We start from the raw sequence: 24306 nt of genomic DNA, 5'->3' as shown, positions 1-24306 counted from the left end.
CTTATCCGTTATAACGCTGGAAGACGAGCGTGGCGTTGGTGCCGCCGAACCCGAAGGAATTGGAAAGGGCAATGTCGATCTTGGCGTCGTCGATGCGCGAGCGCACCACCGGCATGCCTTCAAATTCCGGATCGAGATCCGTGATATGAGCGCTTTCACCGATGAACCCGGCCTGCATCATCAGCAGGGAATAGATCGATTCCTGCACGCCGGCCGCACCCAGCGAATGGCCCGTCAGCGACTTGGTGGACTGGATATGCGGCATCGCATCGCCGAACACTTCGCGGATGGCGCCCATTTCCTTGGCGTCGCCCACGGGCGTCGAGGTGCCGTGCGTGTTGATGTAGTCAACCTTGCCGTCAACCGTTGCCAGCGCCTGGCGCATGCAGCGGATGGCGCCTTCGCCCGATGGGGCCACCATGTCATAACCGTCGGAGGTGGCGCCGTAGCCGACCACTTCCGCATAGATCTTGGCGCCGCGGGCCTTGGCATGCTCCAGCTCTTCCAGAACCAGAACGCCAGCGCCACCGGCGATGACGAAACCGTCGCGGCTGACGTCATAGGCGCGCGAAGCGGTGGAGGGCGTGTCGTTGTATTTCGAAGACATCGCACCCATGGCGTCGAACAGGTTCGACATCGTCCAGTCGAGGTCCTCGTGGCCGCCGGCAAACATCATGTCCTGCTTGCCCCACTGGATCATTTCCACGGCATTGCCGATGCAATGCGCAGACGTCGAGCAGGCAGACGAGATGGAATAGTTGACGCCGTGGATCTTGAACCAGGTGGCAAGCGTGGCAGACGCCGTCGAGGACATGGCCTTCGGCACGGCAAACGGGCCGATGCGCTTCGGACTGTTGTTCTTGATCGTGATGTCGGCCGCTTCGATCAGCGTGCGGGTGGAGGGACCACCCGAACCCATGATGATGCCGACGCGCTCGTTCTGGGCGTAATCGGTTTCTTCAAGCCCTGAATCGGCAATCGCCTGCTTCATGGCCACATGGTTCCAGGCGCCGCCTTGGCTGAGGAACCGCATGGCGCGGCGATCGACCAGATCGGTCGGATCGAGCTGCGGCTTGCCCCAGACCTGGCACTTGAAGCCATGTTCGGCAAAATCGCTGGAGAAGGAGATGCCGGATTTCGCATCGCGCAGAGAAGCGGTGACCTCGGCGGCATCATTGCCGATGGAGGAAACGACACCCAAACCTGTGACAACTACCCGTCGCATGAGATTGACCTTTTCAGTTCGTTTTAAGCAGGCGGCTGGCCGTCAGGCGGCCTTTTCCTGGAAGAGACCGACGCGCAGATCGGTGGCGCGGTAAATGACTTCGCCATCGGCCTTCATCCAGCCGTCAGCGATGCCGAGAACGAGGCGGCCGCGCATGACACGCTTGAAGTCGATGCCGTATTCGACAAGCTTGGTCTTCGGCGTCACCATGCCGGTGAACTTGACCTCGCCGGTGGAGAGGGCGCGGCCCTTGCCGGGTTCGCCAAGCCAGCCGAGGTAAAAGCCGGTGAGCTGCCACATGGCATCAAGGCCAAGGCAGCCCGGCATCACCGGATCGCCTTCGAAATGGCACGGGAAGAACCAGAGGTCCGGCGTGATATCGAATTCTGCCCGGATGAAGCCCTTGTCGTTCGGGCCACCGGTTTCCGAGATCTCGGTAATGCGGTGGAACATCAGCATGGGCGGCAGGGGCAGCTGTGCATTGCCTGGTCCGAACATGTTTCCATGCGCGCAGGTCAGTATTTCTTCATAAGAGAAGCTCGATTGTCTGCTGTCCATGAGGCCTGTCCGTTCCCCCTCTTCGCCGGTCCTTGCGCCTGTTTAAAGCAAGAGCGGCGGAAATTGAAGCGCATGAATCCGCTCCCCGGTCTTTACCAAGGGGGCCGATCCAGATTGATTCAGGTCGGCATATAGGAACGAGACCCGGCAAACCAGAGGCTTCTGATGCAAAATTTCGCATTTTCCTCGGCAGCCGCTTCATGACTGGAGCTTGCGTGCTATTGAAAGCACCGCGTTTAAAAGTTATATGCAAAACTCGAGAATACCGGCTTTACAGGAGCTTGCCTCACCCATGGCTGATGCCATCACCGATGTGGAAACCAGATTGCGCCACTGCGGGCTTCGGCCAACGCGGCAGCGCGTTGCGCTGGCCGACCTTCTGTTTGCCAAGGGCGATCGCCATCTCACCGTCGAGGAACTGCACGAGGAGGCGAGCACCGCCGGCGTGCCTGTTTCGCTTGCGACCGTTTACAACACGCTCCACCAGTTTACCGAGGCAGGCCTGATCCGCGTTCTCGCGGTGGAAAGCGCGCGGACCTATTTCGACACCAACGTGTCGGATCACCACCATTTCTTCGTCGAGGGCCGCAACGAGGTTCTCGATATTCCCGTCAGCAACCTCGAAATCGGCAATCTGCCGGAGGCGCCTGACGGCATGGAAATCGCCCATGTCGATGTGATCATCCGGCTGCGCGAGAAGAAGGTTTAAGGCGTTTCGCCTGCGCAAAACCTCTATTTCTTCCGTTTTTTCAACGCCTCGTCCGGCGGCCGTCCCGGCCGTGCGCGGTAACGTGGCAAGGTCCAGCCATAATACAGCGCCCCGCCGCGAAGGGCAAAAGCGACAGCAAATCCTGCTGCGGAACTGACCGGCAGCGGCAGGCCGATGAGGTTTGCGCCGGTAAACACCGTTGCCCCCGCAAGCGCTGCCGTCACGTAGATTTCCGGACGCAGGAGGATCGACGGTTCGTTGGCGATGAGATCGCGCAGGATGCCGCCAAAAGTTGCCGTCATTGTGCCGGTAACGATCGCGATGGTGAGCGATCCCGTGGTGGCAAAGCCCTTGGCGGCACCCATCACGCTATAGGCGGACAGCCCGACTGCATCGAGCCAGATCAGCAGCTTATAGCGCCATTCCACCCGGTGGGCCGTCAGGAACACGAAGATGCCGACGCCGGCGCAGATCACCAGATAGGTCGGATCCATCACCCAGAACACCGGCGTGCGCCCAAGCACCAGATCGCGCAGCGTTCCGCCGCCAATGCCGGTTGCGGCTGCAAAAAACAGGAAACCGATGAGATCGAGCTGCTTGCGCGAGGCGGCAAGTGCGCCGGTCGCGGCAAACAGGCCAACGCCCGCATAATCCAGTATCATCAGCAGCGACATGAAATTTTCGCCTCCCCCGGCACGCCAGCGTCGCGCAAGCGGCATGCTGCATCATATCCTCGCATCAGGCCTGCCGCCATCGCGGCCGGGCCCTTGTCTACAGACAAACAAGCGGGAAAGACCAAGGCGTGGCGAAAATACTGATCATCCTTCTGCAGGCGATCCTGCTGGCGTTTCTGCCTGCGGCAGCGGTTGCCCAGCAATCCCTGCTCAGCGATCCCGAGATCTACGAGAAGGATCATTTCAAGGCGCAATGCGACAGCGTTGCCTACGATGACGATTTCATCACGCGCATGGACATCAACAATGACGGCATCATCGATGCCATCGCCAATCATGGTGCCATCACCTGCAATGGAGAAAAAGGCGTCGGCTGCGACGCCGATGGTTGCCCGCATAATTTCTACCTTCAGGTCAAGGAAGGCGGGTATTTCATGATGGCGACCGCGCAGATCTTTGGCTACGATTTCGTCAAACGCTTCGGCAACATGGTTTTTGTCTTCAAGATGAACCCGAAATTCTGCGACCGCAGCGATGACGTGCCCTGCCAGATGACCGTGCGCGTTCGCGGCGCAAAGATGACGACGATTTCGCGCAAGTAGGTGTCAGAATGGCCAGTCGATACGGCCCGCCGCGTAATAACCGAAAAGGCCCAGCCACTCCCGCACGGCCGTCGACATGTTCTGTGCGTTGAGCGATGGCTGGGTGAAATCGAAACCGGCTGTCACCGTACCGCTCGTACGGTAATCGACCGGAAACGGCGTCACCGTCAGGCGCGCCTTGTCAAACAGCGCCATTGATCGCGGCATATGGAAGGCCGAGGTGATCAAAAGGCAGGGGCCAAGTCCTTCGCGGGCGAGAAGGTCGCGCGTGTTCAACATGTTTTCAAACGTGTTGCGCGAGGTATTGTCCTTGATCAGCCGCGCCGGCGAAATGCCATAGGCGGAAAAGAAACGCTCGGCGGCACCGGCCTCGCCCTCATAGGCGCCGCTGAAGGAACCATCGCCGCCGGAAATCAGGATTTTTGCCGCGGGGTTTATCAGCGCCAGCCGCAGCGCCTGCGTATAACGATCGGCTGCCGCGTTCAGCTCGATGCCGCCACGGCCGCTCATCACCTCGTTTTCAATCGCGCCGCCCAGCACGATCATGCAGGATATGTCCACCGGATCCGTCTGTGGCCGCACCACCCTGTTCTCCAGCGATTGCAGCAGAAGATTTCCGGTCGTGGTGTAGAGCGTGACAACCAGGACAAGGGCCGCAGCAGCGGCCATCGTGCCACCTGTTCGCCGCATGCCGGAAAATGCAGCGAGAGCCCCGAGCGAGGTCAGGAAGAAGGCGAGCGACAACGGCTGCACCAGCAGCCAGAAGATTTTCGACAGATAAAACATTCACTCACTTGGCGCTGGGGCTACGGGAAATACGCTGGTTGTAGCGATGATGCAGCGTGCGACGTATCAGAAGCGTCGATAGAGCGACCAACAGTGTCAGCACTGCGGCGATGAACAGGGCATCATCCGGCAGGGCGATCCCGAGGACGGCGCCGCACAGCGCGCCGCTGATCATGCCAAGCCACGGAACCGCCTGAATGGTCCAGTCCATCTTGCGTTCGCCCATGATGTAACGCCCGATGCCGCGTCCGAAGCGTGACAGGGCGCCTGTCACATAGGTCAGCCCGATCGGCAGGCCCTCGATGTGCTCCACGGTGGCGTTCACCATGCCCATGGCAAGAACCACGACGTAGAACCGCAGGAGATGCAGGGCCGGATCCTGCAGCATGGAGGCCAGCGACAGTAACATTGCAACGCCTGAGAGAACGCCGAACATGCGCCGTCTGACCAGATGCGCGACGATGATGCCGGCGGCATTGCCCAGCACGAACACAAAGACGGCACCCAGAAGCACCAGCCCGTGATGCACATCGCCATCGGCAATCGCAATGGCGGCACGCGTGGTATTGCCCGTCATGAAGGAGACGAAATCGCCGGACAGGCGCAGGCCGATCGCATCGGTCATGCCGGCGATGAAGGAAATCGCCGCCACCAGCGCAAGCCCCATGCCCGTTCGTTGAACACGAATGATCCTGCGCCGTCTTTCCCGTGTCATGTCGCCCTCTGCAGCCCGAATCATCGGGCCGGTGATGTTTCGCGAGAGCCTAGCCGGTCCAACTGCCCAAAGGAAATGTCCTGGCGATATCGCCGGCTCACAGTTTGCGTCGCATCATGACAGCAGCGTGAGCGTCAGCGGATGGTGGCTGTCGGCGAGACCATCGATGACATTGAAATGGTGCCGGTCGGGTTCGATATAGGCGCCGGTTTCCGCACCAAGCCCCAGCCACATGCTGGCCATCAGGGCATTCTGGCGGATGAATTCCGCCCGCTCGTTGCCGCCCACCCAGCAGAACAACCGCCCGCCAGTGCCGGGTTCCATGAGAACTGGGCTTTCGGCCGCAGCCTCGTCCGGAGAAAGCTGAAGCTTCGTGTTGAGGCCGGTGTGGACGAGGGGGCGCAGATCATGCACGCCGGAGATGGACACGACATTTTTCACCCGCGCCCGCACCTCGCCCGGCAGCGGCGAGGTCCTGGCCATCATCCGCGTCACCAGATGCCCGCCGGCGGAGTGGCCGGTGAGGTGGATCGGACCATCGATCTCCGTTGCGGCATCACAGATTGCCGCGCTGATTTCCTGAACGATATCGCCGACCCGCGCCTCGGGGCAGAGTGTATAGGACGGCATGGCGACGGCAAAACCGCTGTCGACACTGCCCTTGGCCAGATGCGACCAGTAGCTCTTGTCGAGCGCCTGCCAGTAGCCGCCATGGACGAAGACGACCAAGCCCTTTGGCGTGGCTTCCGGCAGAAACAGATCGAACCGGTTGCGCGGCCTGTCACCATAGGACAGGTCGAGCTTCGCGCGGCCCTCGGCGGCCAGTTCTTCACGATAGGCGAGGGCCGGCGCCACCCAGTGGTTCGGCCATTCCTCGCCACGCGGAATATTGGCGCCATTGGTATAGGCGTCGTCCCAGTCGTCGATCCGGTGAAAGAGCATGAAAGATGGCCTCGCCAGAAGTTGCGTTGATCGGTCAGAGAACGGTGCGCACCCGCCAAAGTTCTGGAAACAGTTCCACTTCCAGCATCTTCTTCAGGTAATGCGTGCCGGATGTGCCGCCGGTGCCGCGCTTGAAGCCGATGACCCGCTCCACTGTCGTGACATGGTTGAACCGCCAGCGGCGGAAATAATCCTCGAAATCCACCAGCTTTTCGGCAAGCTCGTAGAGATCCCAGTAGCGCGACGGCGCGGCATAGACCTGTCGCCAGGCTTCCAGCACCTTTTCGCTTTCCGTGCGCTTTTCGCGAAAACTCGTCCGCTCGCCATCGGCGCCGATGTCAAAGCCGTTGCGGCCAAGAAGCAGGATCGCTTCGTCATAAAGGCTGGGGCGGGCCAGAATATCTTCCAGGTGGGCCAGCAGATCCGGCCGGTGGCTATGCGGACCGAGCATGGCAAGGTTGCGGTTGCCGGCCAGGAACTCAATGGCGCGGTACTGCGCCGACTGGAAACCGGAGGACTGGCCGAGTGCATCGCGAAAATCGGTATATTCGCTCGGCGTCATGGTGCGCAGAACGTCCCAGGCATTGTTCAGCTGTTCAAAAATGCGCGCCACCCGCGACAGCATCTTGAAGGCCGGCTGCGGCTCGTCCCGGCGGATCGCGGCAATCGCCGAGCGGATCTCGTGGATCGCAAGCTTCATCCAAAGCTCCGAGGTCTGGTGCTGGATGATGAACAGCATTTCGTCATGCGCGGAAGACAGCGGCTTCTGCGCCGACAGGATCGGGTCAAGCTGCAGGTAGTCGGTGTAGGACATCTTTTCGCGGAACGACATTTCGGCGCCGTCCTCAGCCGGATTGTAGGGCTTTGTCGTCACGTCACAACGCCTCTCTGCTTGAACTCGGGCGCGTCCCAGAGTTTGTTGTCCATGATATCTGCGAGAACATCGACGGCAGACACCACGTCCCGCTCGGCGATATAAAGCGGCGTGAAGCCGAAGCGGATGGCGTTCGGTGCGCGAAAATCACCGATCACGCCACGCCCGATCAGCGCCTGCATGATGGCATAACCTTCTTCATGCAGGAAGGAGACCTGGCTGCCGCGGCTCTTGCCGTCGCGCGGTGAGGCAAGCGTCAGCGACGGGCAGCGTGCCTCCACCTCAGCGATGAACAGGTCGCAGAGCGCGATGGATTTTTCGCGCACATCAGCCATGTCGACGCCGTCCCAGGCGTCAAGCGCCGCGTCGAGGGCGGCAAGTGCCAGGATCGGCGGCGTGCCGACGCGCATGCGGTCGATGCCTTCGCCCGGGCGATAGGAAAGATCGAAGGCGAATGGTTTTTCATGGCCAAGCCAGCCGGAAAGGGCAGGGCGTGCCTGATCGGCAAAACGCGGGGCCACATAGATAAAGGCCGGCGCGCCCGGCCCGCCATTCAGGTATTTGTACGTGCAGCCGACGGCAAAATCGGCGTCGGCACCAAAGAGATCGACGGGAATGGCGCCGGCGGAATGGGCGAGATCCCAGACGGTGAGCGCGCCGGCGTCATGCGCCTTTTTCGTCAGCGCCTTCATGTCGTGCAGGCGTCCGGTGCGGTAATCGACCTCGGTCAGCATGGTCACCGCCACCGTCTCGTCGATGGCCTCTTCCACCGCCAGCGGATCGACCACTTTCAGCACATAACCGCGGTCGAGCGATTTGATCAGCCCTTCGGCCATGTAAAGATCGGAGGGAAAATTGCCGCTGTCGGAGAGGATGACGCGCCGGGCGGGATCGCGCTCTGCGGCCAGTTGCAGGGCAGACGCCAGCGCCTGGTACACCTTGATGGACAGCGTATCGCCCATGACGACGGTTCCGGCAGGCGCGCCGATGAGCCGGCCCACCCGGTCGCCGATCCGGCGTGGCGTCGCCATCCAGCCACCCTGGTTCCAGCCGCGAATCAGCATCTCGCCCCACTGGTCCACCATCAGGGCGCGCACGCGTTCGGTTGCGGCCACGGGCAGCGGCCCAAGCGAATTGCCATCGAGATAAATCACGCCGTCCGGCATGTGAAACAGCGCGCGCGTCTTTTCGAAATCCGTCATTCTCTCGTCGCCCCACAGGAGGATTTTGCCGCCCCCGACCGGTCCATGTTCATGCCCTTGTTTTCTGCCGCCGCATCGGGCGTTTCCAGCATGATACCCAAAACATTTTAAGTTTAAACTAGATATTCTGTCTCATCGTCCGATTTATGCACCGGATGGCAGCGCCCGCCCCTCCGGCGGGAAACGGCGGCTGAGATGCGCTGATCCCTTGAGGCCAAAACGCCACGGAAGGTCGATTGCCTTGGTAATGCCAATTCGCGGCCCGCTGACGACAAGGGGAGGGGTGGTGGCCGCGTCCAACACAAACGGCGGCTCATCCAGCGGCGCGCCATCCAGCGCGATGTCGATACCGAGCGCCTGCGCCAGCCGTCCGGGGCCAGCACAGAGCGTTAACGGGTCGCTGCGCCCGCGCCGCCTTGCCATCTCCTCCAGCCCGGTCACGGGGGCAAGGGCCCGGATGAGGACGGCGCTGCCCGGCCGACAGACGAAATTCAGGCACCAGTGAATGCCATAGGACCGGTAGACATAGGCATGGCCCGCCGGACCGAACATGGTGCGGTTGCGCGGCGTTGGCCCGCGAAAACTATGGGAAGCCGGCTCATCCGGCTCATAAGCCTCGGTTTCGACAATCATGCCGCCTGCACCGTCTACGGTCAGCGTTGCACCTATCAGGTCTTGCGCAACGGTGACGGCGCTTCGGTCAAAAAAAGCGTGATGCTGCATGATGATATGCTCCGGTCGCTGACCGGCGTTTTCGCCCGACCTGATCCAGGATGCAAGGCTTCCCACGTCAAGTGCCGGGGCAAGAGTTGCCGCGATACGTAAGGTTTCCCGCATCGAACGGGAGCCGCTTCTGGCCGATCTCTCCGGCGTCTGGTCTTGTCAGGCAAGGAGCGAGCGTCTAATGACCCCGGCATGGCTGCACGCGACCGATATTCCCGAAAACTCGAATGCCCGCAATGCGGACACTCCGGCTTTGCCGAGGTGTCGGAAGACGACGACCCGCGCCGCAAGGACCCGGGCTTTGCCATCGACGAGATGCCCAAGGGCTTCACCACCGAATTTGCCGCCCGCGACCCCAAAAAATACATGCTGCGCTGCCAATGCGGCCACAAGTTCCTGTTCGCGCGCAAAAGCGTGTATGCGCCGGGCGGCGAACCGCGGCGCTGAGGCGGGCGCCGAATCAAGCAATAGCAATCAGGCAAACCGAAAGCGTACCGCGCAGCGCAAGCGCGGTTAAGCGTCTACACGCACAATGCTATCGCGTTGTTCCGTTTGGTAGTGGTTTCGCATTTCGGCGGGAAAAGATTTGGTGGAGCTAAGCGGGATCGAACCGCTGACCTCTTGCATGCCATGCAAGCGCTCTCCCAGCTGAGCTATAGCCCCATCAGGGTACCGGGAATTAACCGGTTCCGGGAACCCCTTGAAAGCGCTGCTTTCGTCGGGGTGGCGGCTTATTACTTCCGGTGGTTTCGGAGCGCAAGCCTAAAAATGAAAAGCCCGGACGTTTTTTTCGTCCGGGCCCAAAAATCAAGGTCTTAGACCTCGTCGTCGTCGCCGCCGACACCGATAATGCCGGAGACGTCGTCGTCATCATCATCTTCATCGGCTTCGAGGAAGGTGTCGTCGTCGTCGCCGTCGATTTCCACGTCGTCGTCGCCGATATCGGGAATGTCGTCGCCGGCTGCCGCTTCGTCACCCTCTTCGAGCGAGACGAGTTCGACATCGGTGTTTTCCGTATCGACTTCGGCGACTTCTTCTTCTTCAGCCTGTTCCATCTTCATCTGGGCCGTCGTCTCTTCAAAGAAGGAGAGCGGCCAGGACTTGCCGGAATAAGGCGACACAACCGGGTCGCGGTTGAGGTCGTAGAATTTTTTGCCCGTATCCGGGTCGGTGCGCTTGGTACCAAGTTCCGCTTTTGCCACTGTCGATGCCCCGTGAGAATGGCCGATCAATTCGGCGTTGCCGCAAAGGCGGCGCTAAAATGCTAGCCGGTCCCCTTAATGCTTGTCCCAGAGCATGTCAAAGGCAAACTTTGCCTGCCAAACGCCCGGATTTCCGGGAAAACCATTGATGCCCGCCATTCTTCTTTATGCCGGAGGCGCCTCAAAGGCAGGCTTTGCATCATCCCTTAAGCGGGATCGCCAACGGTATAGAAGGCGTGCACGCCTGCGTGTTTTCCGCTAAGCGAAGTGCTGCAGGAAAAAGATCCGCCCCGGAGTTTTTGATGACCTTTACCATTGCCATCGACGGACCGGCAGCCGCCGGCAAGGGAACGCTGTCTCGCCATATTGCGCAAACCTATGGTTTCCACCATCTCGATACGGGCCTCACCTATCGCGCCACCGCCAAGGCGCTTCTCGACGCCGGTCTTCCGCTCGATGACGAGGCGGTGGCGGAAGCGATGGCGCGGAAGGTGGATCTCGCCGGTCTTGATCGCTCGGTCCTCTCGGCCCATGCCATCGGCGAGGCGGCGTCCAAGATTGCCGTCATGCCGGCGGTGCGGCGGGCGCTTGTGGAGGCGCAACGCGCCTTTGCGCAGCGCGAACCGGGAACGGTGATCGACGGGCGCGATATCGGCACGGTGGTCTGCCCGGATGCTCCGGTAAAGCTTTATGTGACGGCGAAACCCGAAGTGCGTGCGCGCCGCCGTTATGATGAGATCGTCGCCTCCGGCAAGCACGCGGATTTCGACACCATCTTTGCCGATGTGAAGCTGCGGGACGAGCGCGACATGGGCCGCGCCGACAGCCCCTTGAAACCGGCCGCCGATGCGCACTTGCTTGATACCTCGGAAATGAGTATAGAGGCCGCGTTTGAGGCAGCATCGGTCATCATCGGCGCCGCGTTGAAAAAAGATTGACGACCTGCCGGGTTTCCGGCGCGCGCAATTGCAGTGCCTGACCCAAAGCTCGGATCCCCGCGCCGGATTGCCCTCTCATCGAAGACGGGCGGATTTGTTCTTTGGGTATGTTTAACACAAACCCCCCGGCGCCATCCGTGTCCGAACAAGGGACACGACCAGGAGATATCATGTCAGTAGCAAACCCCACGCGGGAGGATTTCGCAGCCCTCCTCGAAGAATCCTTCGTCACGAACGACCTTGCTGAAGGCTATGTAGCCAAGGGTATCGTCACCGGGATCGAAAAGGACGTCGCCGTCATCGACGTCGGCCTCAAGGTTGAAGGCCGCGTTCCCCTGAAGGAATTCGGCGCCAAGGGCAAAGACGGCACGCTGAAAGTCGGCGACGAAGTCGAAGTTTATGTCGAGCGCATCGAAAACGCGCTGGGCGAAGCTGTTCTGTCGCGCGAAAAGGCTCGCCGCGAAGAAAGCTGGATCAAGCTCGAAGCCAAGTTCGAAGCCGGCGAACGCGTCGAAGGCGTCATCTTCAACCAGGTCAAGGGTGGTTTCACCGTCGATCTGGATGGTGCCGTTGCCTTCCTGCCGCGCAGCCAGGTGGACATCCGCCCGATCCGCGACGTTACCCCGCTGATGCACAACCCGCAGCCCTTCGAAATCTTGAAGATGGACAAGCGTCGCGGCAACATCGTGGTTTCGCGTCGTACGGTTCTGGAAGAATCGCGTGCCGAACAGCGTTCGGAAATCGTGCAGAACCTCGAAGAAGGCCAGGTTGTTGACGGCGTCGTCAAGAACATCACCGATTACGGTGCGTTCGTTGACCTCGGCGGCATCGACGGCCTGCTGCACGTCACCGACATGGCATGGCGCCGTGTGAACCATCCGTCGGAAATCCTGAACATCGGCCAGTCGGTCAAGGTTCAGATCATCCGCATCAACCAGGAAACCCACCGCATCTCGCTCGGCATGAAGCAGCTCGAGTCGGATCCGTGGGATGGCATCTCGGCCAAGTACCCGGTCGGCAAGAAGATTTCCGGTACCGTCACGAACATCACCGACTACGGTGCATTCGTTGAGCTGGAGCCGGGCATCGAAGGCCTCATCCACATCTCCGAAATGTCCTGGACGAAGAAGAACGTTCATCCCGGCAAGATCCTTTCGACCACGCAGGACGTCGACGTTGTCGTTCTCGAAGTCGATCCGTCCAAGCGCCGTATCTCGCTTGGCCTGAAGCAGACGCTGGAAAACCCGTGGCAGGCATTTGCCTTCAGCCATCCGGCCGGCACTGAAGTCGAAGGCGAAGTGAAGAACAAGACCGAATTCGGTCTCTTCATCGGTCTCGACGGCGATGTCGACGGCATGGTTCACCTGTCGGATCTCGACTGGAACCGTCCGGGCGAACAGGTCATTGAAGAGTTCAACAAGGGCGACGTCGTCAAGGCTGTCGTTCTGGATGTGGACGTCGACAAGGAGCGCATCTCGCTCGGCATCAAGCAGCTCGGCCGCGATGCGGTTGGTGAAGCTGCAACGTCTGGCGAACTGCGCAAGAACGCTGTCGTTTCGTGCGAAGTCATCGCCGTTAACGACGGTGGTGTTGAAGTGAAGCTCGTGGCCCACGAAGACATCACGTCCTTCATCCGCCGTGGCGACCTCGCACGCGATCGTGACGATCAGCGTCCGGAGCGTTTCTCGGTTGGCCAGGTGTTCGATGCCCGCGTCGTCAACTTCTCCAAGAAGGACCGCAAGGTCATGCTGTCGATCAAGGCTCTCGAGATCGCAGAAGAGAAGGAAGCCGTGGCTCAGTTCGGTTCGTCCGACTCTGGCGCCTCGCTCGGCGACATCCTGGGCGCAGCCCTGAAGAACCGCACCAACGACTAATCGTTTTCGGTTAGACGCTGACTGAATAAAGAAACCCGCCGGATGCGAAATCCGGCGGGTTTTTTCGTGGCTGATTTTTGACGTGTTTTCGGGCGAGGGGCGGGTGGGCGCGCCGGCGTTTTACCAGCCGGCCATGCGCTGGTAATAGGCCTGCGCATCGTCGCCGGTAGCGGGTGCCGTCGCCAGATGAACGATGTCCTGTTCTGCCGCGCGCTCATCGAAAAGGGCAAGTTCCTGCATCACGTCGTCATCGCCTGCCATGGTCGCTTCTGATTCGGCCGACCTCCGCTCATCCTGCCCATCCTCGCCGGTGCCGGGATCGCCCCCAGAGCGACGACCGCGCTCGCGGTGTTCGTCATCGGGCTCGACGGCCGGAACAAGCGGTTTTGGCTTTTCATCGATGCCGCCCGGTGCGGGATAAGGAACGTAGGCGGGCAGCACACCCTCACGGACCAGCATTCCCTGGGCTGCGAGCGCCTGCAGGGCGGCGGTCTGCTGTGCCGGGTTCAGCGTGGCAGCGGATGTCGGCGTGCCGGTGTTCTGCGCAGCGGCTGCCGGGAGCGGTGTCGAAGCGGTTCCGGGACCGGCGCCAAGGCTATTGGGCAAACCTTCGTCCCCGCTCGCTGCCATGCCATCAAAGCCATGGGCGGCAAGGGGATCGGCCGCATCCGCCATGGCCTGCGGTGCGGCATTGGCCAGCAGCCAGGAGGCGCCGCCTTCATCGGCGTAAAGCCCGGAGATCCAGGCGACGGGGACCGATTCCGGTTCTGGAAGGGTCATCAGCACGGCTGCCGGCATGGATGCAGAGGCCGGCAGTACTGGTTGTTGGCTGGCGCTTGCCGCCCGTGTCGCTGCGGAAGCAATCGGCGGCTCGCCACCGGCCTGCACCAGCCGCGCAAGGGCGGGGCCGTCATAGGTCACGTCATCCAATGCTGCGTCCGCAGCATTTTGCGCGTCCGGCCGGAGTTCTGCCGGAGCTTTCGTTTCGGGCGTCGTGGCAACCGCCTGCGGCAGGCCTGTCTCTTCGGGATCGGTGAGGGAGAGGGTTGCCGCCTGCCCGAGCAGATCGGCGCCGGCAGCAAGAATGTTGGCCGGGGCGGGAGCCGCGGGAATGCCCGGCTGCGCGCTTGTCCGACTGTTCAGAAGCGTGAGAGGGGCGCCCGGGCGAGCGCTCGTTCTCGCCTCGCCTTCGCGTTCAGTCTCGTCGGAATTCTGCCGGAGCGCGGGTTGCTTTGCATCATCGCGGGTATCTGTTGGAGAGGCTTCCGTGGCGCTTCCGCCGGCCGACGCGGTCTGCCGGGCGGCTGAGCCAGCGATTGCGCTGCTCGGGACCGGCCGGCCACTGGCTGGCGGTTGTGCCTCGGCCCCGGCATTCTGCCGATAGGAGGTTACCACCTGGCGCGTCACCGGGTCTCGCTCCTGATAGGCGGCGGCCTCCAGCTTCAGCGCCAGCCGGGTTGCGTCGGGGCCGACGGGGTTTTTGAGGATTTCGGTCAGCAGGCGCAGCGTAAACCCCTGCATCAGCTGGTTGAGCGCACGCTGCAACGAGAGGCGTTCCGTGGGTGAAAGCTTGGAAATTACCTCTGCGATCCGATCGGCATAATCGGTGAGCGGTTCGCCCTGGTTACGGCTGACGGAGAGGAGCGCGCCGATGGTTTCGACCACCGAAAGCCCCTGCGCCAGTTGCAGCTGGCCAGACAAAGACAACAAATCGAGCCGGCTGCCGCTGCTGACCGACGGTTCCCGCAGCATGCGCGGATCCACGCTTGTTGAGGACAAAAGCACATCGCCCCTCTGCGCGGACAAAACGATGCCGGGCTGGCCATAGGCGCTGAAGGACGTGTCTGATGATGCGGCGACAGGCGTCAACATGGGTCTGCTCCACGCTTGTGTCGGTTGAAGGGCAGACCGGCTGGCGGGGCGTCTATTGCGACCGAACGGGCCGCAACCGCGGCGCCTCATGGCGTCATCTAAAGCCGATTAAGTTAGAATTAGAAATGAAATTACTTAAAATTTGATTAACCCGCGGATCAGGCCGCAGCCTTCAGAGATCCGCCCTGGCCCGCGCTCTGTCCGGGTTTTGGCCGCAGCAGAGCGTAGATGCCCAGATCGTCCACCGTGATTGCGAGTGCCTGAGACGAGCCGGTCGCATCGAACCCGATCTCCTCTTCAAGTTGTCGCATCACCTGCATCGTCTGCAGGTCGTCGGTGGTTGCGACTGTGTCGAGGGAGGTGCCGACGCCCTTTTGGCTTTCAGCGCTATCATCCCCTTCTGTGTCGGCTGTATCGGAAGGATCTGCTTCCTGTTCCGCCGTCTCGTCGTCAATGCTCTCCGCAGCACCAGCCAACACCGCGAGCAACTGGTCTGCTGCGCCCTCCTTATCGGTCGGAGCAACCGCTTCACCGCGAAAGACCGGCTCGTTGCGCTCGCTCACGGCGTCGCGCATGTCCTTCACGTCATCCAGTTTTTCAGCGGCTTCCTGTGCTGCGATATCCTGTTCGCGCTCCTTGCGGGTTTCTGCGTCCACCACCCGAGTCGGATCATAGGTCACATCGCCAAGCTTCAACTCGCTAAGAGTTTTGGGGTCGGCCGCATCCTCCAGCCGCTGCAGCACTTTGCGGGTGTCAGCGCTTGTGGCTTTTCCGTCGCCGTGGTGTTTTTCGAGTGCCTTGTCGAGCTTGGCGCTGCCATCGGCATACGGGTTCTTGATCGCCTCGATCACCGTTGCCAGCGACACGTCCAGCGCGTCAAGTCCGAGATCCTTCGTCAGGCGCGTCTGATCGGCCGGAGACAACTGCTCCACCGCCTTCTCGATTGCGCGTCCATAGGCGTAGGACGACATGCTGTCGGTTCTCTCGATGCCGAGCGACTTTCCGAGCTTCTCGAAAAGCTCGACTTTCAAGGCGTTCAGATCGACCTTGTTGGCAGAAAACAGCGCGGCACTTATCTTTTCGCGCGCCTGTTTTGCCTCTTCACTTGCCGAAATCTTTGCTTGCGTGATCGGGTCCGGCTTTTGCCCGGAGATTTCCTGCTGTTCTTCCTTGCGGCGCTTCTCGATCCCGTCCAGCATGGAGCGCATCGTATCGACCGCGATCATGCTGGTAGATTGCAGGCTTGGAAGTAACATGATCTCGCCCATAGACTGTAGAAGCTCAAAAAAAATCTATGGATGTGCGGTTAAGTGATCCTTAACCGTAGAGGGCGACATCTTTCAGCTGTGAGCAAAAATGTCGGTATCTTCCCAGCCGAGAAGATCAAGCTTGGCCCGGGTCGGCAGGAAGTCGAAGCAGGCCTGTGCAAGTTCCAGCCGCTTGTCGCGCACCAGCCGGGCCATCAGCTTTTCACGCAGGGCATGCAGGTGGAGCACGTCGGAGGCGGCATAGTCGAGCTGTGCTTGGCTGAGCGTTTCGGCTGCCCAGTCGGTCTGCTGCTGTGCTTTCGACACGTCGACGTCAAGCATTTCCTTCAGGTTGTCCTTCAACCCGTGCCGGTCGGTATAGGTACGCGTCAGGCGAGAGGCGATCTTGGTGCAGAACACCGAGGCGGTCGTGACGCCAAAGGTCTGGTAGAGCACGGCAATGTCGAAGCGGCCGTAATGGAAGATTTTTTCGCGGCCCGCATCGGCCAACATCGCCATAAGGTTCGGCGCCTGCGTCTGGCCCGCGGCAATGCGGATCACGTCGGCGGTGCCGTCGCCCGGCGATAGCTGCACGACGCAGAGCCGGTCACGGCGTGGAACAAGCCCCAGCGTTTCCGTGTCGATGGCGATGGCGTCGGTGTAACGCGCTACATCCTCTGCGGAAATATCGCCTTCGTGCGTCCGGATCTTGCTCATGGCCTGCCTCTTTGCGTTTCCGTCTTCCCGCTATAAACCAAGCCATGGTTTCTGAATATGCTCTTTATCTGCCCCTTCGGACATCAAGTGGGAAGGTAGCTGTGCGTCAGGTGCATTGCTGCGTTGCAGCGGTGGCCTTGTTCGAATCGAAGGACCGGCCTATATGTCAAGCATCGAAGCGGCGCACTCCTCCTCCCAGTGCTGCTTCGTTGAGATCGGCAATCTCCTCCTCCTCCCAATTGCCGATCAAGTTTAAAAGCCTGCCGCACCTCCTCCCGCGGCAGGCTTTTTCTGTTTAGGGCTATCCCCTACATCATCCTGAAGGCGTCCATCCTGGCGATTGAGGTGCGACACCGGCAAAGCCGCCGCAGATCGTGTCGCGGCGGCGTCTGGCGTTTCCACATGCTCACGGATCGCGCTTAAAGTGCTGCGATCGCCTGCATCACGCTCTCATCGATGGAAATGCCCGTCTCGAGCGCTGCACGACGCAGCGAGCGGCCGCGGCGACCGGGCAGGCGCACGCCGTCTTCGCTGGCCATGAGCGTGGCAAGTGCTGTCATGCGCGCGCCAAAGCCGGCACCTGCCGTTGCCTGCGGGTCGATGGCGATGATGAAATGGCCAAGTTCCGGCGGCGGTCCCTTGTCGTCGAACAGCGAAGACGCCTCGTGCGAAAAATGCGCCCCGGTGATGCCGGCTGCGAGAACTTCCACCATCATGGCAAGGGCGGCACCCTTGGCACCACCGGCCGGCGCCATCGTGCCCTGCATGGCAATGTCGGGATCGGTCGTCGGGCGCCCCTCTGGGTCAAGGGCCCAATCGTCGGGAATGGCGACGCCCTTTTGCTGGGCCTCCATCACCTTGCCGCGCGCCACCTTGGAAAGTGCCAGATCAATGACAATAGGATCGATGCCGTCCGCCGGCTCTCCAACGGGCACGGCAAAGGCGATCGGATTGGTGCCGAAGAGTGGCTTCCGGCCGCCCCAGGGCGCCATGGCGGCCGGGGCATTGGCAAACATCATGGCCACCAGCCCCTCATCGGCAAAACGCTCCACGGTCAGCGCCATCACGCCGGCATGATGCGAGCGGAAGATGGCAGCAGACGCTATGCCTTGGGTGCGGGCAAGCGGCGCAAGCTCGGCCACCGCCAGATCAAGCGCCGGATAGGCAAAGCCGTGGCGGGCATCGATAGACAGAACGCCGGGGCGCGGGTGCGCGGCGGTTGCCTGCGCGCTGCCATCCACTTTGCCGGCTCTCACCTGTTTCACATAGGCTGGCACGCGGCGAAGGCCATGGCCGGACTGGCCGGCGGCTTCAGCCGCGATAAGTGCCCGGGCAACCGAGCGTGAGGACGCAGGCAGAACGCCGCTTGTCTCGAAAACCGCGGTGATCTGCCGTTCAAGGTCGGCAAGGGTATGGTGCATGCTGCTTATGTCCTGAGGCGGGCGGGCCGCGCCTTCTTGCGAGCAGCGCAAACCCCTGAAGGCCTGAACTAGCAGTTTTTAGAGGCGAGCGGAACCGTGACTTTGTTGCTGACGCCAGCCGGCGGCGGCGGAACGGGTGAGGCACGGCGGACAAAATCGACCATGTAGCTGTCGAAATCGGAATAACCGGACGATCTTGACAGCGATACGGCGGAAAGATTGCCGCCATCATCGATGAGGAAGGTGACATAGGCGGTGCTGCCGCCCCCAGACGCCGGGCAACGTCCGCCCCTCTTGCGGCTAAGATGTGCATAAAGCTTTGCCTGCCAGCGCGCCGGCGCGACCGAATTGCCACCAAGGCTGGTGGAGGTAGCGGCCGCTGCCGTGCGGTTGGATTGCTGCACGTCGGCCTTGGCCTGCTGGGTAGCCTTTGCAGCCTGCGGCTTCGGTTTCGGCTTTTCAGCGCGAACAACCTTCTTTTCAACCGGCTTCGGCTTTTCCTGCACGGCCTCCTCCTTCGGCTCCTCAACCTCTGGCGGGCGCACCACGGGAAGCGGTACTTCCACATTCTGCAGGAGGGCAAGCTGCTGCTCGACCATTTCGTCCACCGGTTCCTCGATGGGTTCCGGCGGTTTTTCCGGAATGGTCTGCGTTATTTCCTTGACCGGCTCTTCCGGCGCCGGTTCCTCAATGACGGGCTCCGGCGGCGGCGGTTCCTGGGTTTCGGCAACCTCTTGCGGCGGCTCTGGCGGCGGTTCCGGTGTTGGCTCGACAACCGGTTCGGGCGGCGGCTCCTTCACCGGCTCGGTTGATTCGCTCTTCACCTCCTGCGAATCCTGCTGTTCCTCGGACACCATCGTCTCCTCGGTTTCCGCAGCCTCCGGCTCCGGGGCAAGCTCGATCATGATCGCGGCAGGCTGCGCAGCGTCAGCCGAAGCGACCTCATCCTCGCGCAGCATCACGGCGGCAGCCGCCAGATGTGCTGCAAGAACCACCGTACAGGCGCTGGACCAGAGAGCTGCCTCGCCAAGTTTGCTCCATCGGCTGCGGGGAAGCATCTGGCTCATGGGGTTGCTCCCTCTTCGGCCGGCGCCGGTGCCGGTGTCGCCTGTGGCGCTGCAGGCAGCGTCTCAAGCCCAACAAGGGCGATCTTCAGGTAGCCGGCGTCGCGCAAGAGGTTCATCACCTCCATGAATTGCCCGTAATCGACCGACTTGTCGGCCCGCAGGAAAATTCGCGCATCCGTGTTGCCGCCGGTCACTTGTGCAAGCATGGCCGGCAGCTGTTCGCGGCTGACCGCATCATTGCCGAGGCTGAGGGTCAAATCCTGCTTGACGGTGAGATAAAGCGGCTCGTCGGTACGCGGCGCAGGTTTCGCGGTCGATGCCGGCAGGTCCACCTTCACGTCAACGGTTGCAAGCGGTGCGGCCACCATGAAGATGATCAGCAGAACCAGCATCACGTCGATGAACGGCGTGACGTTGATTTCATGGTTCTCCGGCAGATCATCGCCGCTATTTTCGCGAATGCCTCCGGCCATGGCTCATTCTCCTGCAACAAGCGAGACGGAGGATTTGCGCGCGCCCGGCGGCACCTTGCGGAAATCGAGGTCGCGGCTCACCAGCCGTTCCACGCCGGCTGCCGCATCGGCCAGAAGCTGGCGATAACCGGTGATCGAGCGGGCAAAGATATTGTAGATCACCACCGCCGGAATGGCGGCGACAAGGCCGATGGCGGTGGCGAGCAGCGCCTCGGCAATGCCAGGTGCCACGACCGCAAGGTTGGTGGTCTGCGATTGTGAAATGCCGATGAACGAATTCATGATGCCCCAGACGGTGCCGAACAGGCCAACGAACGGGCCGACGGAGCCGATGGTGGCAAGTGCGCCGGTGCCGCGCATCATGCGGCGCCCGGCGCCCGCCTCGATGCGGCCGAGCGTCGAGGAGACACGCTCCTTCACACCGCTGTTTTCCGCGTGGTCCAGCGCGCCTTCCGAGAGCGTCAGTTCGGTTGCGGCCTCGCGCAGCATCAGGGCGGCAGGTCCGCCGCGCCGTTCGGTGGCAGACAAGGCATCCGACAAGGTCCGTGCCCTGCCGATGGCCTTGATGACCCCCTTGGCGCGCCGCCGGGCCGCGATCAGTTCCAGCGATTTGGCAAGCCAGACGGTCCAGGTGATCAGCGAGGCAATCGCAAGGCCGATCATCACGCCCTTCACCACCCAGTCAGCCGCCAGGAACATGCCCATGGGCGACAGATTGTGGGGAATGTCGCCGCGTGCCTGCGGATCGACAAGCGAGTTCAGCATGCCACCCGGCGCCTCGCCCGGTGCAGCGTCTGGAGCCTGCGGCGCCGTATTATCGGGCGCTGCAGCATCGGCGGCCGGCGCCTGGGGCGCTTGTGGCGCCTGGGGTGCTTGCGCAGACGGTTCGGCAGCCGGGGCTGTTGGTGCAGTCGTTGCAGGTTGGGGAGCCTGGGCTTGGGCGGGGACTGTTGGTTGCGTGGTCTGCGTGCCTGCGCCCTCTCCGCCCGGAGCAGCAGGCGTTGCCGGTTGGGCCAGGCGCGGCTGCGTGGCAGATGGTTCCACGGCCGGCGCTTCCACGGCGGGGGTCTGCTGCGCCGGCGCCGGCGTCTGGCTCATGGCGGGGGTGGCCAAAAGCGAGACCGCGATCGCCGCAGCGGCAAGGCCGCCGGTTGCACCGGTCTTTACGCGGCTGGAAAAAGCGGTCGACGGGAGGGACGGGATCGGCATCAGGCAAACTCCGGATGATCTTACGCAGGCAAGGGCCCCCGGCCGGTCTGGTCGTTGCTGCAGAAGGCGGGCGCCGAAAGCGGTGCCGCACACAGTCGTCCTGCGCGGCCACGCCAGTTGCCTACCCGATAATAAACTTGAGTATGTTTGGCAACTATATTGTGCCGTGAAAGCCGATTGAAGTGGTCAACTTTTGCCGAAGTCCGTTTCCAGGAGAGAGATTCGCCGGCATGGCGCAAAAAAAACGCCGGGCTTGAGGGCCCGGCGTTGATCATGTCTGACGGCTGACGGCGATCAGAGCGTGCGCGTGATATGTTCCACGCGGAAGCACTCGATCGTGTCGCCGGCGCGGATGTCTTCGTAGTTTTCGAAGGCCATGCCGCATTCCTGGCCCATCGGCACTTCGGACACTTCGTCCTTGAAGCGCTTGAGGGTCTTGAGCTTGCCTTCGTGGATGACGACGTTGTCGCGCAGCAGGCGAACGCCCGCACCACGCTCGACCTTGCCTTCGACGACGCGGCAACCCGCGACCTTGCCGGTCTTGGTGATGTTGAACACCTCCAGGATTTCGGCATTGCCGAGGAAGGTCTCGCGACGTTCCGGAGACAAGAGGCCCGACATCGCTGCCTTCACGTCATCCACCAGATCGTAGATGATGTTGTAGTAGCGGATCTCGATGCCACCGCGCTCGGCTGCCGTGCGCGCCTGTGCATTGGCACGGACGTTAAAGCCGATGATGGCAGCGTCCGAGGACTCAGCCAGTGCGATATCCGATTCCGTGATGGCGCCGGCACCCGAATGTACGATGCGGGCGCGAACTTCGTCGGTGCCGAGCTTGTCGAGCGCGCCGATAATGGCTTCGATCGAACCCTGCACGTCGCCCTTGATGACCAGCGGGAACTCCTTGAACCCGGTGTTCTGCAGCTTGCTCATCATCTGTTCGAGCGAACCGCGCTGGCCGGACTGGCGGGCAGCGGCCTTGTCGCGGGCCAGACGCTGGCGATATTCGGAGATTTCGCGCGCGCGGGCCTCGTTCTCGACCACGGCGAACTTGTCGCCGGCTGCCGGCGTACCGGACAGGCCGAGAATTTCAACCGGCATGGCAGGTCCGGCTTCCTTGACGTGAATGCCCTGGTCGTTGACCAGCGCACGCACACGGCCCCACTGGTCGCCGGCCACGATGATCTGGCCGGGCTTCAGTGTACCCTTCTGGACGAGCACGGTTGCCACGGCACCACGACCACGGTCGAGCTGCGCTTCGATGACGGTGCCTTCGGCAGTCCGCGTCGGGTCGGCCTTGAGGTCAAGGATTTCCGCCTGCAGCAGGACGGCTTCGAGCAGCTTGTCGAGGTTGAGCTTGTTCTTCGCCGACACTTCGACGTCGAGCACTTCACCGCCGAGCGATTCCACGAAAACTTCGTGCTGCAGAAGCTGCTGGCGAACCTTGTCCGGGTTTGCCTCATGCTTGTCGATCTTGTTGATCGCCACGATGATCGGCACACCGGCCGCCTTGGCGTGGTTGATCGATTCAATCGTCTGCGGCATCACGCTGTCGTCGGCCGCAACCACCAGAATGGCAATGTCGGTTGCCTGGGCGCCACGGGCACGCATCGCGGTAAAGGCGGCGTGGCCGGGGGTGTCGATGAAGGTGATCTTCTGGCCGTTCTGCTCAACCTGATAGGCACCGATATGCTGGGTAATGCCACCGGCTTCGCCCGATACGACGGAGGTCTTGCGGATGGCGTCGAGCAGCGATGTCTTGCCGTGGTCGACGTGACCCATGATGGTGACAACAGGCGGACGCGATACCAGCTCGACTTCATCATCCTTCACGTTGAAGATACCTTCTTCAACGTCGGATTCCGACACGCGCTTGACGGTATGGCCGAATTCGGTGGCGATCAGTTCAGCCAGATCGGCGTCGATGACGTCGCCCGGCTTCATCATCTGGCCTTCCTTCATCAGGTACTTGATGACGTCAACGGCGCGTTCGGACATGCGCTGCGACAGTTCCTGAATGGTGATGGTTTCCGGCAGGATGACCTCGCGCATAACCTTTTCGCGGGTTTCCTGCATCTGGCTGCGGCGGAACTTTTCCTGGCGGCGACGGGTCGCGGCCATCGAACGGCCACGGGCGTTGCCGTCATCATCCGTGCTGACGGTGGTGACGGTCAGCTTGCCACGGCGACGATCTTCCTCGACCTTCGGACGGGCAGGCACCTTTGCCGGAACCGGTGCCGTGATCTTGCCACGGTTCGGCGCACCACGCGGCGGGCCGCGATCATCGTCTTCTTCACCGCTCTTGCGGCTACGCACAGCACCCGGAAGACCTGGAGCTGCAACCGGCGCCCGCGGCGCCTGCGGACGGCCGTCGGGTGCGCGGGCACCGGCGGGGGCTGCTGCTGGGGCTGTGGCTGCACGTTCAGCCGGAGCTTCGACCGGGGCAGGCGCAGTCACGCCAGCCTTTGCGGCCTCTTCGGCGCGAAGCTTGGCTTCCGCGGCCAGACGTTCGTTTTCGATTGCCTGTTCGGCGGCACGGCGCTCGTCCTCGATCTTGCGACGGGCTTCGTCCTCGACACGCTGCTTGGCCTCGATGATGTCGCGGGCCTGCGCTTCGGCAAGCGCGCGGCGGCGGGCATCCATTTCGCTGGCCGAGAGGTCGTGCAGTACGGTGCCACCGCGCGGACGATCAGGCTGGCGCTGCGGCTGCGACGGGCGCGGCTGCTGCTGCGAGGACGGGCGCTGCTGCGAATGCTGCGGGCGGTTGCCCTGCTGGTTCGGGCGCTGCTGGTTGTTCTGGCCGGCGCCGTAGCCTGCATTCTGCGCCGGACGCTGCGGCTGCGGGGCAGCCGGACGCGGAGCCGGTGCTGCTGCAACCGGCGGCGCTGCGACGGGTGCCGGGGCCTGTGCAACCGGCGGTGACGCAGGTGCTGCGGCCACGGGCTGGGGTGCCGGCTGTTCTGCGCGCGGTGCAGCAGGGGCTGCCGGCGCAGGCGTCGTGATGGGGGTGATTGGCTTTTCATCTTCCGGACGCAGTGGGCGGCGCTTGCGCGTTTCCACCACGACCGCCTTGGTGCGACCGCGACCCATTTCCTGGCGCACGGTACCCTGGCTCATCCCCGAAGGCTTCAGGGTGAGGGTCTTCTTAGCCGTAACGCTGAGCGTCTTGTCGTCTTTGTTGTCGGTCATCCGTTCCTGTTCCTTCCGACAGGAACAGAGATGGAAACCATCAGATCCTGTCGTTCAATACACTTTTCCAGTGCGGCTGCCGGCGAA

23 protein-coding genes and 1 tRNA gene are annotated in these 24306 nt (G+C 62.1%); 5 read left to right on the top strand and 19 right to left on the bottom strand.

Annotated features, from left to right (window positions below; genetic code table 11):
• Position 1: 1 nt before the first annotated feature.
• On the bottom strand, positions 2–1225 hold the full coding sequence (gene fabB, locus AC4CWH_RS15935; RefSeq protein ID WP_491319497.1) for a beta-ketoacyl-ACP synthase I: 1224 nt from the start codon (positions 1223–1225) through the stop codon (positions 2–4).
• A 42-nt stretch (positions 1226–1267) separates the two neighbouring features.
• Positions 1268–1783: a 3-hydroxyacyl-[acyl-carrier-protein] dehydratase FabA gene (gene fabA / locus AC4CWH_RS15930; RefSeq protein ID WP_491319496.1), complete on the bottom strand. Its 516-nt coding sequence runs from the start codon at positions 1781–1783 to the stop codon at positions 1268–1270.
• Positions 1784–2075: 292 nt separating this feature from the next.
• Here fabA and irrA point away from each other — a divergent pair, with 292 nt between their 5' ends.
• Positions 2076–2492, top strand: coding sequence for an iron response transcriptional regulator IrrA (gene irrA, locus AC4CWH_RS15925; RefSeq protein ID WP_491319495.1), 417 nt, complete (start codon positions 2076–2078; stop codon positions 2490–2492).
• 23 nt (positions 2493–2515) lie between these two features.
• Here the strand turns inward: irrA and AC4CWH_RS15920 are convergent, their stop codons facing one another.
• Entirely contained in the window at positions 2516–3166 is a 651-nt protein-coding gene (locus tag AC4CWH_RS15920; RefSeq protein ID WP_491321445.1) for a trimeric intracellular cation channel family protein, read from the bottom strand.
• 128 nt (positions 3167–3294) lie between these two features.
• Here AC4CWH_RS15920 and AC4CWH_RS15915 point away from each other — a divergent pair, with 128 nt between their 5' ends.
• Positions 3295–3768, top strand: a complete 474-nt coding sequence (locus AC4CWH_RS15915) for a hypothetical protein (protein WP_491319494.1) — start codon at positions 3295–3297, stop codon at positions 3766–3768.
• 3 nt (positions 3769–3771) lie between these two features.
• Here AC4CWH_RS15915 and AC4CWH_RS15910 read toward each other — a convergent pair whose 3' ends face one another.
• From AC4CWH_RS15910 to AC4CWH_RS15885, 6 genes are all read right to left on the bottom strand, one after another.
• A complete protein-coding gene (locus AC4CWH_RS15910; protein WP_491319493.1) occupies positions 3772–4554 on the bottom strand; it encodes a YdcF family protein in 783 nt (260 codons plus the stop codon).
• Positions 4555–4558: 4 nt separating this feature from the next.
• Complete coding sequence (locus tag AC4CWH_RS15905) at positions 4559–5269, bottom strand: YoaK family protein (protein WP_491319492.1); 711 nt, start codon at positions 5267–5269, stop codon at positions 4559–4561.
• Positions 5270–5383: 114 nt separating this feature from the next.
• Positions 5384–6211 carry a hormone-sensitive lipase gene (locus tag AC4CWH_RS15900; protein WP_491319491.1) on the bottom strand — a complete coding sequence of 276 codons (828 nt, stop codon included), beginning with the start codon at positions 6209–6211 and terminating at the stop codon, positions 5384–5386.
• Positions 6212–6245: 34 nt separating this feature from the next.
• Positions 6246–7043: a tryptophan 2,3-dioxygenase gene (kynA, locus tag AC4CWH_RS15895; protein WP_491321444.1), complete on the bottom strand. Its 798-nt coding sequence runs from the start codon at positions 7041–7043 to the stop codon at positions 6246–6248.
• Positions 7044–7081: 38 nt separating this feature from the next.
• Positions 7082–8287 (bottom strand): kynureninase, encoded by a 1206-nt coding sequence (gene kynU, locus AC4CWH_RS15890; RefSeq protein WP_491319490.1) that lies wholly within the window; start codon positions 8285–8287, stop codon positions 7082–7084.
• A 144-nt stretch (positions 8288–8431) separates the two neighbouring features.
• The gene (locus AC4CWH_RS15885) at positions 8432–9010 is read right to left on the bottom strand and encodes a DNA-3-methyladenine glycosylase (protein ID WP_491319489.1); all 579 of its coding nucleotides are present in this window, start codon (positions 9008–9010) and stop codon (positions 8432–8434) included.
• Positions 9011–9202: 192 nt separating this feature from the next.
• Between AC4CWH_RS15885 and AC4CWH_RS15880 the strand changes: the two genes are divergently transcribed.
• Positions 9203–9457, top strand: a complete 255-nt coding sequence (locus AC4CWH_RS15880; protein WP_210103977.1) for a hypothetical protein — start codon at positions 9203–9205, stop codon at positions 9455–9457.
• 140 nt (positions 9458–9597) lie between these two features.
• On the opposite strand, the gene AC4CWH_RS15875 is transcribed toward AC4CWH_RS15880, so the two are convergent.
• Both AC4CWH_RS15875 and AC4CWH_RS15870 read right to left on the bottom strand, forming a co-directional pair.
• Positions 9598–9673, bottom strand: a tRNA-Ala gene (locus AC4CWH_RS15875).
• Between the two features lie 152 nt (positions 9674–9825).
• The gene (locus tag AC4CWH_RS15870; RefSeq protein WP_491283007.1) at positions 9826–10212 is read right to left on the bottom strand and encodes a TIGR02300 family protein; all 387 of its coding nucleotides are present in this window, start codon (positions 10210–10212) and stop codon (positions 9826–9828) included.
• A 302-nt stretch (positions 10213–10514) separates the two neighbouring features.
• Between AC4CWH_RS15870 and cmk the strand changes: the two genes are divergently transcribed.
• Entirely contained in the window at positions 10515–11150 is a 636-nt protein-coding gene (cmk, locus tag AC4CWH_RS15865) for a (d)CMP kinase (protein ID WP_491319488.1), read from the top strand.
• A 170-nt stretch (positions 11151–11320) separates the two neighbouring features.
• Positions 11321–13024: a 30S ribosomal protein S1 gene (gene rpsA / locus AC4CWH_RS15860; protein ID WP_210103971.1), complete on the top strand. Its 1704-nt coding sequence runs from the start codon at positions 11321–11323 to the stop codon at positions 13022–13024.
• Between the two features lie 120 nt (positions 13025–13144).
• Here the strand turns inward: rpsA and AC4CWH_RS15855 are convergent, their stop codons facing one another.
• From AC4CWH_RS15855 to infB, 8 genes are all read right to left on the bottom strand, one after another.
• Entirely contained in the window at positions 13145–14896 is a 1752-nt protein-coding gene (locus AC4CWH_RS15855) for a hypothetical protein (RefSeq protein WP_491319487.1), read from the bottom strand.
• A gap of 158 nt (positions 14897–15054) precedes the next feature.
• Positions 15055–16152, bottom strand: coding sequence for a hypothetical protein (locus tag AC4CWH_RS15850; protein WP_491319486.1), 1098 nt, complete (start codon positions 16150–16152; stop codon positions 15055–15057).
• Between the two features lie 84 nt (positions 16153–16236).
• A complete protein-coding gene (locus AC4CWH_RS15845) occupies positions 16237–16860 on the bottom strand; it encodes a ribonuclease D (protein WP_491319485.1) in 624 nt (207 codons plus the stop codon).
• 419 nt (positions 16861–17279) lie between these two features.
• Entirely contained in the window at positions 17280–18281 is a 1002-nt protein-coding gene (locus AC4CWH_RS15840) for an Ldh family oxidoreductase (protein ID WP_491319484.1), read from the bottom strand.
• Positions 18282–18349: 68 nt separating this feature from the next.
• Positions 18350–19348 carry an energy transducer TonB family protein gene (locus AC4CWH_RS15835; RefSeq protein WP_491319483.1) on the bottom strand — a complete coding sequence of 333 codons (999 nt, stop codon included), beginning with the start codon at positions 19346–19348 and terminating at the stop codon, positions 18350–18352.
• Positions 19345–19821 carry a TonB system transport protein ExbD gene (gene exbD, locus AC4CWH_RS15830; protein ID WP_491319482.1) on the bottom strand — a complete coding sequence of 159 codons (477 nt, stop codon included), beginning with the start codon at positions 19819–19821 and terminating at the stop codon, positions 19345–19347. The genes AC4CWH_RS15835 and exbD overlap by 4 nt, the downstream gene beginning before the upstream one ends.
• Before the next feature lie 3 nt (positions 19822–19824).
• Positions 19825–21024, bottom strand: a complete 1200-nt coding sequence (exbB, locus tag AC4CWH_RS15825; RefSeq protein WP_491321443.1) for a tonB-system energizer ExbB — start codon at positions 21022–21024, stop codon at positions 19825–19827.
• A 300-nt stretch (positions 21025–21324) separates the two neighbouring features.
• On the bottom strand, positions 21325–24219 hold the full coding sequence (gene infB, locus AC4CWH_RS15820) for a translation initiation factor IF-2 (protein WP_491319481.1): 2895 nt from the start codon (positions 24217–24219) through the stop codon (positions 21325–21327).
• Between the last annotated feature and the right edge of the window lie 87 nt (positions 24220–24306).

It is taken from the genome of Neorhizobium sp. PAMB6716 (assembly GCF_058242805.1).
This window is presented reverse-complemented; position numbering and strand designations above follow the sequence as displayed.

Coding starts and splice junctions, on each gene's coding strand:
- fabB (WP_491319497.1), bottom strand. CDS start 1,225: ATGCGACGGGTAGTTGTCACAGGTTTGGGTGTCGTTTCCTCCATCGGC.
- fabA (WP_491319496.1), bottom strand. CDS start 1,783: ATGGACAGCAGACAATCGAGCTTCTCTTATGAAGAAATACTGACCTGC.
- irrA (WP_491319495.1), top strand. CDS start 2,076: ATGGCTGATGCCATCACCGATGTGGAAACCAGATTGCGCCACTGCGGG.
- AC4CWH_RS15920 (WP_491321445.1), bottom strand. CDS start 3,166: ATGTCGCTGCTGATGATACTGGATTATGCGGGCGTTGGCCTGTTTGCC.
- AC4CWH_RS15910 (WP_491319493.1), bottom strand. CDS start 4,554: ATGTTTTATCTGTCGAAAATCTTCTGGCTGCTGGTGCAGCCGTTGTCG.
- AC4CWH_RS15905 (WP_491319492.1), bottom strand. CDS start 5,269: ATGACACGGGAAAGACGGCGCAGGATCATTCGTGTTCAACGAACGGGC.
- AC4CWH_RS15900 (WP_491319491.1), bottom strand. CDS start 6,211: ATGCTCTTTCACCGGATCGACGACTGGGACGACGCCTATACCAATGGC.
- kynA (WP_491321444.1), bottom strand. CDS start 7,043: ATGTCGTTCCGCGAAAAGATGTCCTACACCGACTACCTGCAGCTTGAC.
- kynU (WP_491319490.1), bottom strand. CDS start 8,287: ATGACGGATTTCGAAAAGACGCGCGCGCTGTTTCACATGCCGGACGGC.
- AC4CWH_RS15885 (WP_491319489.1), bottom strand. CDS start 9,010: ATGCAGCATCACGCTTTTTTTGACCGAAGCGCCGTCACCGTTGCGCAA.
- AC4CWH_RS15880 (WP_210103977.1), top strand. CDS start 9,203: ATGGCTGCACGCGACCGATATTCCCGAAAACTCGAATGCCCGCAATGC.
- cmk (WP_491319488.1), top strand. CDS start 10,515: ATGACCTTTACCATTGCCATCGACGGACCGGCAGCCGCCGGCAAGGGA.
- rpsA (WP_210103971.1), top strand. CDS start 11,321: ATGTCAGTAGCAAACCCCACGCGGGAGGATTTCGCAGCCCTCCTCGAA.
- AC4CWH_RS15855 (WP_491319487.1), bottom strand. CDS start 14,896: ATGTTGACGCCTGTCGCCGCATCATCAGACACGTCCTTCAGCGCCTAT.
- AC4CWH_RS15850 (WP_491319486.1), bottom strand. CDS start 16,152: ATGTTACTTCCAAGCCTGCAATCTACCAGCATGATCGCGGTCGATACG.
- AC4CWH_RS15845 (WP_491319485.1), bottom strand. CDS start 16,860: ATGAGCAAGATCCGGACGCACGAAGGCGATATTTCCGCAGAGGATGTA.
- AC4CWH_RS15840 (WP_491319484.1), bottom strand. CDS start 18,281: ATGCACCATACCCTTGCCGACCTTGAACGGCAGATCACCGCGGTTTTC.
- AC4CWH_RS15835 (WP_491319483.1), bottom strand. CDS start 19,348: ATGAGCCAGATGCTTCCCCGCAGCCGATGGAGCAAACTTGGCGAGGCA.
- exbD (WP_491319482.1), bottom strand. CDS start 19,821: ATGGCCGGAGGCATTCGCGAAAATAGCGGCGATGATCTGCCGGAGAAC.
- infB (WP_491319481.1), bottom strand. CDS start 24,219: ATGACCGACAACAAAGACGACAAGACGCTCAGCGTTACGGCTAAGAAG.